The sequence below is a fragment of the Amycolatopsis sp. NBC_00345 genome (assembly GCF_036116635.1).
GTDB lineage: Bacteria > Actinomycetota > Actinomycetes > Mycobacteriales > Pseudonocardiaceae > Amycolatopsis.
Window position 1 is genome coordinate 10,002,444 of record NZ_CP107995.1, and the last position, 12,438, is coordinate 10,014,881.

Consider the following 12,438-nt stretch of genomic DNA (forward strand, 5'->3'; position numbering starts at 1 on the left):
CTTTCACCAGTAAGGAAGCTCAATGAGGAGCAGAGTTCTGGCGGGCGCCGTCGCGCTCGCCGTCGTCGCGGCCGGGCTGACCCCCGCGCCCGCCGGCGCGCGCCCGGGCGGTGACCCGCTCGACGCCGTCAACACGTTCATCGGCACGCAGGACGAGGGGAACACCTTCCCCGGTGCGTCCGCGCCGTTCGGCATGACGCAGGTCAGCCCGCAGACGACCCATTACGCCGGCTACCTCTACACCGACACCGCGATCCGCGGCTTCGGCCACTTCTTCCTGTCCGGCGCGGGCTGCTGGGAGCAGGGCGGCCTGGTGTCCACGCTGCCCACCACCGGCGAGGTCGGCCCGGGCGGCGCCTTCGACACGACGAAGCCCGCCACTTTCGACAACGCCGCCTACGCCGCGCCGTACACCCACGACGGCGAGGTCGGGAAGCCCGGCTACTACAAGGTGCACCTCACCGGCTACGGCGGCGTGGACGTGGAGACGACCGCGAGCACCCGCAGCGGCGTCGAGCGCTACACGTTCGACAAGTCCGGTCCCGCCAACGTGTTCGTGAACGTCGGGCAGGCCAACGCCAAGGAACCGGTGACGGGCAGCAGTGTGCGCGTGATCGACGACCACACCATCGCGGGCACGGTCGAGGCACAGGCGTTCTGCGGCGGCAAGGCCTACACCACGTACTTCACCACGAAGTTCGACAAGCCGTTCTCCAGCTACGGCACCTGGTCGCCCACCGGCGGCACGCCCGGCAGCAAGGAGTCCGCCGGTGGCGCGGGCCTGCGTGGCGCGTGGCTGACCTTCCCGAAGGGCGGCCAGGTCACGGCCACCACCTCGACGTCCCAAGTGGACGCCCGGGGCGCCGACATCAACCTCGCCGCCTCCCGGCAGCGCCCGTTCGACGCGGTGAAGGCCGACGTGCAGCGCGACTGGCGGCAGGAGCTGTCCAGTGTGGACATCGGCGGCGGCACGACCGACGACCGCACGGTGTTCTACACCTCGCTGTACCACTCGTTCCTGCAGCCGCTCACCGCGAACGACGCGGACGGGCGGTACTACGGCTTCGACAAGAAGATCCACTGGGCGATCGGCTGGACGTACTACGACTTCTTCTCGCTGTGGGACACCTACCGCTCGCAGAACCAGCTGCTCGCGCTGCTGAAGCCCGACCGGGCCCGTGACATCGCGAAGAGCATCCTCGCCATCCACGACCAGGGCGGCTGGCTGCCGCGGTGGGCGTACGCGAGCCAGGAGACGAACACGATGACCGGCGACCCGGTCACGCCGTTCCTGGTGGACCTGTGGCGGTTCGGCGCGCTGAGCGGGGACGAGGCGCGGGCGTACCAGGCGCTCCTGCAGAACTCGCGGGAGATCCCGCCGGCGTCCTCGCCGTTCCAGGGCCGCTCGGGCAACGCGAGCTACCAGGCCGACGGTTTTGTCCAGTACCAGCCCGACTTCCCGAAGAAGGGCCAGGACACCGACCCGAACCACGGCGCTTCGGCCACCCTCGAATACGCCCTCGGCGACTGCTCGTTGTCGGTGATGGCGGCGGCGCTGGGCAAGAAGCAGGACGCGGCCGCGCTGGCCGCGAAGGGCCGCACGTACTCCACGCTCTGGGACCCGAGCGTGAGCGACCGCGGCTTCACCGGCTTCTTCCGGCCGAAGGTCCCTGGCGGCTCCTGGTTCACCCCGGCCGACGGCCCGTACAGCCCGCAGAGCCAGGACGGCTTCCACGAGGGCACGGCGTGGCAGTACCAGTGGCTGGTGCAGCAGGACGTGCCCGGCCTGGAGCAGAAGATGGGCGGGGCGGCGAACGTCGGCAAGCGCCTCGACGACTTCTTCTCCTACGACAACCTGGTGAAGGACCCGGCGGCGACCGTCCGCAAGGACTGGGTGGTCGGCCCGTACAGCTACTACAACCAGTTCCGCTATAACCCAAATAACGAGCCGGACCTGCACTCGCCGTGGATGTACACGCTCACCGGGCAGCCGTGGAAGACCTCCGCGGTGGTGCGCGCGGCGCACACGCTGTTCACCAACGCGCCCAACGGCGTCACCGGCAACGACGACCTCGGCACGATGTCGGCGTGGTACGTCTTCAGCGCGCTGGGCCTCTACCCGGCGGTGCCGGGCACGGGCAATTTCGTGCTGAACGCGCCGCGCTTCGCGAAGTCCGTCCTGCATCTTGAGAACGGCCGCTCGGTCACGATCAAGGCCGGCGGCGCGGACGGCGCGAAGCTGCAGTACGTGCAGGGCCTGAAGGTGGGCTCTCGTCCGAGCGACAAGTCCTACGTCAGCGTCGAGCAACTCCGCCGTGGCACGACTCTGGACTTCTCGCTGACGACGGACGCGGCGGAGGCGACGTGGGCAACGTCACCATCGTCGGCGCCGCCGTCGCCATGTGCCGGTTAGTGTCCGGCTGAGGACAATCCGTGAAGGCTCTTTCCCGCCATGCAGGATCGGGAAGGGGCCTTCACGGTTTTCCCGGCATTTCGCCGCGGCTCACCGCGGTTCGCCCCAGTGGTCCAGACCACAATGGACCAGTTTCGTGAGCACGATCACGGCCCCCGGTGTTCCGGTGAGGGCGATCACGCCTCACACTGTTCTCATACAACGTCCGACAGTGCTGTTGACGCCAAGCGGGTCCGTCCGTCTTGGACAGTGCTACTCGGACGTTTTTGTGTGTGCAGGCAGCACGCACCCGTGTGACGCACAGGAGGAAGTCGTGTCCAGCAAGGCCGCTCTCGTGTTCCGCGTGGCCGCAGTCGCCGAAGCCCTGTCCTGGGCCGCGTTGCTGATCGGGATGTTTCTCAAGTACGTCGTGCACTCCTCCGGTGAGGGCGGCGTGCCCGTCATCGGCATGGTGCACGGCGTGATCTTCGTCCTGTACCTGCTGGTTTCCCTCTCCGTGGCGAAGCCGCTCGGCTGGCGCCCGAAGACCCTGGTGCTCGCGCTGCTGTCCAGCATCCCGCCGCTGTTCACCTGGCTGTTCGAGAAGTGGGCCCTGCGCAACGGCCGCCTCGACGGCCCGGAGCGCCTGACCCACGGCGGCGTCGGCCTGTTCGAGCCGCGCGTGCCGGAGACCGCGGCCGCCTGACCTGCTCTTCCTGACTCGTGAGTGTTTATGACGGTTAGAACCGTCATGAACACTCACGAGTTTTTTATTCGCTGAAGTCGCCCGAGGACTTGCGGACCTTGGTGAGCAGCTCGGTGAGCTGCTCGACCTGGCGCTCGGTCAGGCCGCTGAGGCCGAAGTCGATCGAGATGACGGCGTCCGTCGCGGCTTCGCGGCGCCGCCGGCCGTCGTCGGTGATCTCCACCAGCGTGGTGCGGCGGTCGGTGGGGTGCGGCACGCGCTTGACGAGGCCGTCGCGCTCCAGCCGGTCGACTATGTTGGTGACGCTGGTGGGGTGCAGCTGCAGCCGTTCACCCATCACCCGCATCGGCAGGCTGGCGGTGCGGGCGAAGGTGAGCAGCACAAGCGCCTCGTAGCGGGCGAAGGTGAGGCCGTGCGGCTTGAGCGCGCCGTCCACCGCGGACTGGATGATCTGTTGCACCCGCATCACACCGGTGACCGCGGCCATGGTTCCGGCCGGGCCGATCCGGTCCTCCCAGAGCTCGGCCGCGCGGGCGATCGGGTCGAACGGCAACGGACGGTTCATGACACGCGAAATTACCAGCGAGTACTCCGAACGTGACGCTCGACCTGCTCGGTGGCTTTTGACCGATCCGACAAGTGAAGGGACCCGGACATGATCGTCGCGTTCAGCGTGAGCCCCTCGGGCGGCGACCCGGACGGCGGAGTCAGCGAGGCGGTTTCGCGCGCCGTGAAGGTGGTCCGGGACAGCGGGCTGCCCAACTCGACCAACGCGATGTTCACCAACGTCGAAGGCAGCTGGGACGAGTGCATGGCCGTGGTGAAGCAGGCCGTCGAAGCCGCGGGGGAGGGCTCGGCGCGCGTCGGGCTGGTCCTCAAGGCCGACATCCGCCCCGGCTACGACTCGGGCCAGCTGACGGCGAAGGTCGAGCGCGTCGAGGCGCACCTGCGGGAGGACTGAGCGCGGCTCCGTGCCCTGAAGGCCACCATCAGGGTCGTTGGTGCCCTCAAGGCTCCCTTCAGGGCACGCCACAGCGGTGGGATCATCTGGCCGTAGCGGTATGCGTGACCGAGGTTGATCGCTAGTCCGTGCTGGACCCTGCGCGGAAGATGGGATCGAGAATCGCGGCGACGAGTGCGACTTGGTTGTCGAGGAGCTCTTCGGAGATGGTGTCGCGTCCTTCCTTGCGTCGCCATGCGGCCCATTTGGTCTGTCCGACGGTTCCGTAGCCGGCCAGGTGCAGGCTGACGGGTTCGAGGTGGACGCCGCGGTAGCGGGCGGCCGCCTGAGCGGAGCGCAGAAGCTCGTCTGCGTCGACGCCGTGCTGGGCGAGTTGGACGATGTCGATGTAGTCACGCCATCGGGTGCTGGTGATGCCTCGCTCGAGGATGGTGACGCCCTTTTCCGCGATGGTCGTCTCTGGTGCGTAGCCGAGTATCTTGATCGGATCCCCGAGTACTCGCCCGATTCGCACGGTTCGTGGAGCGGGGACGATCGGGTCGCCGGTGGACACGTCCCAGGCTGCGACACCCTGCCAGGGTCCGATCGCGGCCTTCACTCGCACTCGATAGCCGGGATAGTCGGCTTGCTCGCGAATCTCCTGCACGGTGATCGTTTCGACGTCGAAGACCACGCCGTCGGGGGCGTCGACGGCGGCGATGTCGTGCACCACGGTGCTGAGGTGCGCGGTCGAGACCTCGGCGTTGACTGCGTTCGCGTCGACGTCTTTGGTGGGGCGGCGTATCCCGTAGGCGGCGAGCAGGATGCCGCCTTTGAGAACGAAGTCCTCGGCATGGGTCGTGCGGGTGAGGCGGTCAAGGAACGATTCGAGGACGTGCCGGAGCAGGTATTCCTGCGTCGGGACGGCGTGTCCTGTTTTTGCCGCGGTCGAACGTGCGGTGGCCTGGATCTGCTTGAAGGTCGCGTCGCCGGTGTTCATGCGAGTGCGTCCAGCGCGGTGAGGATCGGGGTCTTGGCCCTGGGCAGGGTGGTGGCGAGCTTGATGAGGTGTGCGGGCTTACCGCCGCGGCGCAGCCACTCCTTCAAGGCGTCCCGGGCGAGTTCGTAGCCGATCTCACCGCGGAGGCGGAAGGCGTCGGCGATCGACCGTTCGGGGGAGTAGAGCCCGATTGCCAACTCGGTGCCGGGGATGGGGATCTCGTCGCGGCCGAGTTCGAAGGTGGCCCGGTCGAAGGAGTGCCACGCGATCGATGGGTTCCCGGCGGGGATGCGCGACCCCCGAGGGATCGCGACGTCCAGCGCGGCCGGGATGGTGTCGGTCAGATCATGGTGGGCCAGTGCCGAGGTCAGGCAGACCGTCGCCTTCGGGCGCCGGATCGCTGCCTCGGTCCAATCCCAGTCCGCTGCGGCGGCGTCCGCCGGCAGATAGATCCCGCGGGCGATGCGCTCCAGCTGTCCTTCCCGCGCGGCGCGGTACAGCCCGCTGCGCGACAGGCCGTGACGTTCGGCCGTGCCCGGTGTCACCGTCGTCATCGCAGCCACCTCCGCTCGTGGAACAAAACGTCTACACGTAAGAGTACCTGATGACAGTTCGTTCCAAGCTGTCCCTTTGTCGGGCCGGGCTGATCAGGCGGCCCGATCACGGCAACGGCGGGGTGAACGCCACCGTCCAGCGGCCCTCTTCCGCCGTCACGGCCAGCCGGTAGCTGAACGCCCGGTGGTCACCGGCCACACCGGTGACCACGGCGGTGGTCGGCGACCGGTCGTCCGGGACGAGGCGCACGGCGACGTCACGGACGGCCTGGTCGTTCAGCACGGCGACGTAGTCGTCGGCGAAGTCCGAGGCGCCCGAGCCGGGGTAGTTCAGCAGGCTGCCCAGCGCGTCGGCGTCGTGGGCGGTGAGTGCCGAGGCCAGCGCGTCGCGCAGGGCGGCCGGGGAGGGGGCGCCGGGGTCGGGCTGGTGGGCGATGAGCACGGTGACCGTCCCCAGCCACACGGCCACCGCGGCGATCGCCAGGGTCACCGTCATCCTCCGCCGGCTCATCATGTCCGCCGTCACCTCCCGCCCGTTCCCGCGTGAGCTTGCCCGAGCCGGGTGAACCGCGCCGGGCGGGGCGGGCACCGGCAGTGAAATGCCGGGGGCAGACGTGCCAGGATGGCAGAGTGACACACCCACGCGGATCTGCAGCGAACTCGGCGGCGATGTCCGCCGCACTGTCCGGCGCGGTCGACCTGTCCGCGCTCAAGGCCCGGGCCGAATCGTCCCGGAACCAGCCCCCGGCGCCGCCCGCGGGCGCGCCGCCGGCGAGTGGCTCCGCGCCGCCGTCCGGCGCGGTCTTCGACGTCACCGAGGCCACCTTCCAGTCCGACGTCGTCGAGCGCTCGCTGAACCAGCTCGTCGTGGTGGACCTGTGGGCCGAATGGTGCGGCCCGTGCAAGCAGCTCAGCCCGGTGCTGGAGCGCCTGGCCGCCGAGTCCGGCGGCGCCTGGGTGCTCGCCAAGGTCGACGTGGACGCGAACCCGCGCATCGCGCAGCTGTTCGGCGCCCAGTCGATCCCGACCGTCGTCGCCATCGGCGGCGGCCAGCCCGTGGACGCGTTCTCCGGCGCCCTGCCGGAGCCCGAGATCCGCAAGTGGCTGAGCGCCCTGCTCGACGCGCTGCGCGATCAGCTGCCCGGCATCCGTGCCGCGGAGGAGGCGAGCGGCGGCCCGGTCGAGGAGCCGGAGGACCCGCGCTTCACCGAGGCGGAGGACGCCTTCGAACAGGGTGACTTCGCCGCCGCGCAGGCCGCCTACGAACGCATCCTCGACGCCGAGCCCGCCAACGAGCTGGCCAAGAACGCGCTGGCCCAGGTGAAGTTCACCGCCCGTGCCGAAGCGGCCGACCCGAACGCCCGCGCGAAGGCCGACGCCGACCCCGCGGACCTCGACGCCCAGCTCGCCGCCGCGGACCTGGACATCGCGGAGCAGGACGTGGACGCCGCCTTCACCCGGCTGATCGACACGGTCCGCCGTACCGCGGGCGACGACCGCAACCGCGTCCGCGAGCACCTGGTCGCCCTGTTCGAGCTGTTCGACCCGGCGGACGAGCGCGTCATGAAGGCTCGCCGCAATCTGGCGAGCGCCCTGTTCTGAGGAGAACCGGCGAGCACGGCGGACACCGTGCTCGCCGGATCCCCGCCCGTCACGGCTCGGCGATGTCCAGCGTGACCTTGGACAGCGGGCAACCCACGCAGGCCAGGACGTAGCCGTCGGCCTTCTGCGACGGCGTCAGGCAGTTCGGTCCGCTCATCGCGACCTCCCCGCTGCGGAGCTTCACCATGCAGTCGCCGCAATTGCCGACCGTGCACGAGTACGGCATCGGCAGCCCCGCCGCGAGCCCGGCGTCGAGCAGCGTCTGGCCGGGCTCGACCACCACGGAGCCGACCTCGTGCGTCCCGTCCTCGACGACCATCTCCTGCGGCGCGGTGGTCGCGGCGGTGGTGTCCGCCCCGCTGGTGTAGCGCTCGTGGTGCACGCGGTCGTCCGGCACACCGTGCTCGGTCAGGACGCCCTTGACCGTGTCCATCAGCGCCTCGGGTCCGCACAGGTAGTACCGCGCGTCTTCTGACGGCCGCAGCTCGGTGAGCCAGCTGCGCGCACCCGCAGCGTCGAGCCGTCCGCGCTCCTGCGTCAGGACGTGTGTGACCGCGAGTCGTGCCGAATTCTCCTTGCCCAGCCGGAGGAGCTCGTCGGCGAAGATGACCTCCTCCTCGCTGCGGTTGGTGTAGAGCAGCGCGATCCGGTGAGTCCCCGACGTCGCGAGCAGGGTGCGGATCATGCTCATCATCGGCGTCACCCCGCTGCCCGCGGCGACCAGGACAACCTCGTGCGCCGCCGCCGGATCGGCGTGGAACGCCCCCGAAGGGCCGCGCACCGACAGCCGGTCCCCGGCGCGAAGGTTCCGGTGGACGTGGGTCGAGAACCGGCCGCCTTCGACCTGCTTGACCGTGACCTCCAGCCGCGCTGCCCCGGGCACCGACGACGCGGAGTAGGCGCGCCGCACCGGCTGGCCGTCGATGTCCGTGACCAGCGTGAAGAACTGCCCTGGCCGGAAGTCGAAGGAGCCCGGGTGCTCGGCGTCTTCCAGCACGAGGGTGACCGCGCTGGGTGTTTCCCGGCGTACCTCGGCGATCCGCACCTCCCGCAACGGGTTCTCCGCCGCGGGCTCGGCGGCGAGACGCTTCAGCCGTGCGCCGCGCTGTGAGCCGACCTCGACGTCGTCGTAACCCTCCTTCTGCAGCCCGGACCGGTAGGCGCGGTTCATCACCAGCCGCACCACCCGGCCGATCCCGGGGATCCGTGCAACGACCTTGAGCACGCGAGCGAGCACGCCGCCCTCGGCGTTGGCCATGTTCGTGGCGAGGTGGTCCCCGGCCAGCACCATCAGGTCCGGCACCGTGCCGCGCTCCAGGTGCGCGGCCGCGGTCCACGCCCGCGAGCGCGTCACGGCGGCGCTGGCGGTCACTTCGGCGTGCTCGACGTCGATGAGCAGCGCCGCGTGCGGGGGCGTCCCGCGCAACGCCATCGTCTCCAGCAGCGCCGGATCGTCGGTGATCGAGCCCCGGCCGCTGACGTGCAGCACGCCGGTCCGGCCCGGGACGAGCGCGGCGAACGAGAGCCGGTCGTCCTGGAGCAGGTTGTGCAGGCTGTCCGCGCGCTTGTTGCCCTTGCGGTCCGGGATGGCCAGCGTCCGGCTGTCGAGGATCCGCGCGACGGCCTGCCGGTCCCCGCGCGGGCTGGTGTCACTGCCACCCGATCCGTCCCAAGTGGACAGAGTGAGGAACGAGGCGGCGGCAAGGAACTCCGCGACGCCGGGCCGGGACAGCGGGCCCTCGCCTTCGACCTCGGGCGTCGGCTCGGCGGGAGCGGGCGGCTGCCACAGGCGCGAGCGGATGACGGCCTGCGCGCAATGCACGTACGCCTCTTCGATGTCGACGAACGTCTCGGCGCCCTTCCGCTTGGCCACGGAACCGTTGACGCGCAACGTTTCCCCGACGCCCGGCAGGAGGAAGACGAACGACGCCGGGCCGTGCGCCTCGTCATCGGGCAGGGTGAACGAGATCCGCGTGGGCGAGTGGACGCGCGCGAATCCCGGTGGGCCGCCGAGGAACGTCGTGTGGCTGACGCCGTCGGCGTCGCGGTAGCCGAAGCCCGCGAGCGGGCAGTGCGCCAGGATGGTCCGGCAGCCCTCGTCGAGGGCGCTGATCTGCTTCAGCGCGATCATCGACGGCGGTTGTCCCAGGATGCCCTCGACCTCGTCGACCGTGGTCAGGCGGTGGAGTGTGCTCAACTGCATCGTCAATTCCCCCTCATCCCGGTGCGGACCAGCCGTGGCGCCAATAACCCGCGAACGAGATGTCCGCCTTCGCCAGGCCGCGGTCGTTGACAAGGTGCCGCCGCACCGACGTGGCCAGCCGGGACTCGCCCGCGACCCACGCGTAGACGCGGCCGGGCGGCATCGTCGCGCGGCGAACCGCTTCCAGCACAACGGTTCCCGGTCGGTGGTCCGGGACGTCGTCGCGGCTGGACCAGTGGATTCGCACCCCGGGCGGTGCCACCACGGCCCGTACGTCGGCCGCGGTCGGCACTTCCAGGTAGACCTCCGCGGTCAGCGACGGCGGCGCCTGGTCGAGGATCGCCAGGATGGCCGGCAGCGCGGTCTCGTCGCCGACGAGCAGTTGCGACTGCGCGTGCTCCGGCGGCCGGTACGTGGTGCCCATGTCGAAGATGCCCGCCGGGTCCCCGGGCCGCACCCGGCGCACCCAGGACGACAGGGGGGAGTCGCCGTGCAGGGCGAACTCGATGTCGACCTCGTCCTCGGCGGGCCGGGCGCGGCGGATCGTCAGGGTCCGGACCTGGGGGCGGACCGACTTCGGCATCAGCAGCACCTGGGCCATCCACGCCTCGCTCGACGCGGTCGGCATTCGCAGCGCGGTCTGGCCTTCGCGGGGGAAGAACAGCCGGACGGCCTGGTCGCCACCGGCGACAGTCAGGTCCTGCAGCGCCGGGCCGCCGAGGGTGACGCTCGCGAAGCCCGGCGTCAGCGACTCGCGGCGGCGTACCTCCAGCGTGATCATCGTGCGCGACTCCGGCAGGCGCACCTTCGGGATCACGCGATCCCGCCTGAAGTCTTGTTTACGCAGCTCATAGCATTATTATGAGCATTAACTCAAGTATTGACCACTCGCTTTTGCCGCCCCAAGAGGAGGACCAGGATGCCACCGGCAGACCGCCGTTTAGAGCCACGTCGCAAGCCCCGCCAGGTGCGCGCCGAGCTCACCCGCGAGCGCATCCTCACCGCGGCTGCTCACGTTTTCGCCGAGCACGGCTACGCCGCCGGCACCACCAACCGCATCGCCGAGCGCGCCCGCATTTCCATCGGCTCGCTGTACCAGTACTTCCCGAACAAGGACGCCATCCTCGCCGAGCTCCTGATCCAGCACATCGACCGCGGCACCTGGACGGAGACCGACACGCTCGACCTCTCGCCCGGGACGCTGGAGGCGACGGTCCGGGCGCTGATCCGCGACGCGATCGACAACCACAGCGACGATCCCCGGCTGCTCCGGGTGATGGTCGAGGAGGCACCGGTCTCCCAGGAGCTGCTGAACACGGTCGCCCGGCACGGGAAACTGCGCACGGCCCAGGTCCGCGACGTCCTCGTCCGGCACCCCGACGTCCAGGTGGGCGACCCCGAGGTGGCCGCGGAGCTCATCCTGTTCACGGTGGAGATGAACACGCACAAGTTCATGGCCGCCCCGCAGGACTTCCCCGTCGAAACGTTCGAGAACGAGCTGGTCGCCATGATCACCCGCTACCTGCGCGGGGACCAGTAGCCGTTCGAAGACCAGGCCTCAGCCGTACTGCTTCGAGCAGACCGAAGACCCCTCCAGATACCCGCGCCGCAGGGACTCGACGCGGTCGAAGCCGCTGTCCGGGCGCTTGCCGTTGAGGTCGGCGGAGACCAGGCCGTCCGGGCGGAGCAGGTCGGCGATGGCCTCGTCCAGGTCGCCGGACGAAAGCCGCAGCTCGCCGGGGCGGTTGGTGAACGCGGCCCACGCGCCCACGAGACACGACGTCCGCAGGCCGGCGTTCGCGTTGTCCAGCGACGCGCCCACGCCCTTCTGAATCCCCATCGCGTAGCGCGAGGCCACTTCGGCGAACGCCGCGAAATCGCCGAGGCCGCCGCGGTCCTTGCCCGCCTGTCCGGCCTGCGGGTCGGACGGCTGCGCCAGCTGGGTGAGCCGGTCCAGATCGATGTTCACGGTGTTGTCGGCCGGGCAGTACGACGCGGGCGGTGTGCTCGGGCCGCCGGAGCAGCTCCCGTTGCCCGGCACGATCTCCGGCGCGGCCACACCGGCGCCCTTGAACGCCGTGTCGAGGCTTCCCTTGAGCAGCTTCAACGTGCTGTCGTTGAGCTTCGCGTCGCCCTTGCCGGTGTCCTTCTTGTCGAACGGCCGCTCGGTGAGCCGGGCCTGCACGTTCTGCGTGTTCATCCCGGCGCACTCCGTCGGGCCCTTCTCGAACCCGGACTGGAAGGCGAAGGTGCGGTCGAACGCCGTGCCGTGCGCCTGCCGGTCGGTGGCGCTGGTGCCCGCCTGGTCGCGGATGAAGAACATCGCGGCCATGACCTGGTCGAGGCCCTCGGCGGTGGACACCTGGTAGTACTTGCTCTTGCCCTCGGCCACCCAGCGGAAGTAGCCGCCGGCGAAGCAGTCGGCCTGCTGCTCCTTCACGACGGTCGGGGTGCTCTTGGTGATGCCCGCCTTGTCCCCGAGCCGGTACTGGATCGCGTGGCCGAACTCGTGCGCCAGCACGGTGACCACCGACATCGGCCCGAAGCGCTGGCGCAGCATCGGCAGCAGCACGCCGCGGTCCCACGCCACCGAGTCGTCCTGCGCGCAGTAGAACGCGTTCACCAGCTGCTTGACACTGCCGCAGGCGGTGTCCTCGGTGTCGGAGTTCGAGTCGTAGGACAGCAGCGACGTGACGGGCTTGAACTTCAGGCCGCCGAAGTCCGCGGGCAGCGTGGCGCCCCAGTACGTCTCCACGTCGGCGATCGCGGCGGTGGCGAGCTGGTCGTCCTGGCCGCCGTCGGCGTTCTTGACGTCCAGCCCCGGCGCGGGCGCGCCGGGCTTGAGGCCGCTTTCGAAGTGCGTCACCGGCAGGCCCGCGACGTTGCCCGCCCCGGCCGTGGCCGGCCCGGAAGACCCGTTGCCGCCGCACGCGGCCACCCCGAGCGCCGCCACCAGCGCGAGCGCCACCAGCGCCCGGCCTCCCCCTTGGCTCATCTTCACTCGTTCCACTCTTCGGCCCACCGGGGCCGGGTCGACAACG

The 12,438-nt window shown here is 70.1% G+C and carries 12 protein-coding genes; 5 read left to right on the top strand and 7 right to left on the bottom strand.

Features of this window, described 5'->3' with window-relative positions; all coding sequences use genetic code 11:
- The first annotated feature begins 22 nt into the window (after window positions 1–22).
- The gene (locus OG943_RS45720) at window positions 23–2,413 is read left to right on the top strand and encodes a GH92 family glycosyl hydrolase (protein WP_328607106.1); all 2,391 of its coding nucleotides are present in this window, start codon (window positions 23–25) and stop codon (window positions 2,411–2,413) included.
- A 313-nt stretch (window positions 2,414–2,726) separates the two neighbouring features.
- Window positions 2,727–3,098: a DUF3817 domain-containing protein gene (locus OG943_RS45725; protein ID WP_328607107.1), complete on the top strand. Its 372-nt coding sequence runs from the start codon at window positions 2,727–2,729 to the stop codon at window positions 3,096–3,098.
- Window positions 3,099–3,162: 64 nt separating this feature from the next.
- On the opposite strand, the gene OG943_RS45730 is transcribed toward OG943_RS45725, so the two are convergent.
- A complete protein-coding gene (locus tag OG943_RS45730) occupies window positions 3,163–3,663 on the bottom strand; it encodes a MarR family winged helix-turn-helix transcriptional regulator (RefSeq protein WP_328607108.1) in 501 nt (166 codons plus the stop codon).
- Window positions 3,664–3,753: 90 nt separating this feature from the next.
- Between OG943_RS45730 and OG943_RS45735 the strand changes: the two genes are divergently transcribed.
- The gene (locus OG943_RS45735) at window positions 3,754–4,059 is read left to right on the top strand and encodes a thiamine-binding protein (RefSeq protein WP_328607109.1); all 306 of its coding nucleotides are present in this window, start codon (window positions 3,754–3,756) and stop codon (window positions 4,057–4,059) included.
- Window positions 4,060–4,180: 121 nt separating this feature from the next.
- On the opposite strand, the gene OG943_RS45740 is transcribed toward OG943_RS45735, so the two are convergent.
- From OG943_RS45740 to OG943_RS45750, 3 genes are all read right to left on the bottom strand, one after another.
- Window positions 4,181–5,038: a nucleotidyl transferase AbiEii/AbiGii toxin family protein gene (locus OG943_RS45740; protein WP_328607110.1), complete on the bottom strand. Its 858-nt coding sequence runs from the start codon at window positions 5,036–5,038 to the stop codon at window positions 4,181–4,183.
- Complete coding sequence (locus tag OG943_RS45745; protein ID WP_328607111.1) at window positions 5,035–5,592, bottom strand: type IV toxin-antitoxin system AbiEi family antitoxin domain-containing protein; 558 nt, start codon at window positions 5,590–5,592, stop codon at window positions 5,035–5,037. The genes OG943_RS45740 and OG943_RS45745 overlap by 4 nt, the downstream gene beginning before the upstream one ends.
- A gap of 106 nt (window positions 5,593–5,698) precedes the next feature.
- Window positions 5,699–6,088, bottom strand: coding sequence for a hypothetical protein (locus tag OG943_RS45750; protein ID WP_328607112.1), 390 nt, complete (start codon window positions 6,086–6,088; stop codon window positions 5,699–5,701).
- A gap of 134 nt (window positions 6,089–6,222) precedes the next feature.
- On the opposite strand from OG943_RS45750, the gene OG943_RS45755 reads away from it, so the two are divergent.
- Window positions 6,223–7,194, top strand: a complete 972-nt coding sequence (locus OG943_RS45755) for a tetratricopeptide repeat protein (RefSeq protein WP_328607113.1) — start codon at window positions 6,223–6,225, stop codon at window positions 7,192–7,194.
- A gap of 49 nt (window positions 7,195–7,243) precedes the next feature.
- Here the strand turns inward: OG943_RS45755 and OG943_RS45760 are convergent, their stop codons facing one another.
- A complete protein-coding gene (locus tag OG943_RS45760; protein WP_328607114.1) occupies window positions 7,244–9,397 on the bottom strand; it encodes a 2Fe-2S iron-sulfur cluster-binding protein in 2,154 nt (717 codons plus the stop codon).
- 13 nt (window positions 9,398–9,410) lie between these two features.
- Complete coding sequence (locus OG943_RS45765) at window positions 9,411–10,214, bottom strand: siderophore-interacting protein (RefSeq protein WP_328607115.1); 804 nt, start codon at window positions 10,212–10,214, stop codon at window positions 9,411–9,413.
- A gap of 150 nt (window positions 10,215–10,364) precedes the next feature.
- Here OG943_RS45765 and OG943_RS45770 point away from each other — a divergent pair, with 150 nt between their 5' ends.
- Complete coding sequence (locus tag OG943_RS45770; RefSeq protein ID WP_328607116.1) at window positions 10,365–10,937, top strand: TetR/AcrR family transcriptional regulator; 573 nt, start codon at window positions 10,365–10,367, stop codon at window positions 10,935–10,937.
- A gap of 18 nt (window positions 10,938–10,955) precedes the next feature.
- Here the strand turns inward: OG943_RS45770 and OG943_RS45775 are convergent, their stop codons facing one another.
- Window positions 10,956–12,392, bottom strand: a complete 1,437-nt coding sequence (locus tag OG943_RS45775) for a neutral zinc metallopeptidase (protein WP_328607117.1) — start codon at window positions 12,390–12,392, stop codon at window positions 10,956–10,958.
- Window positions 12,393–12,438 lie beyond the last annotated feature (46 nt).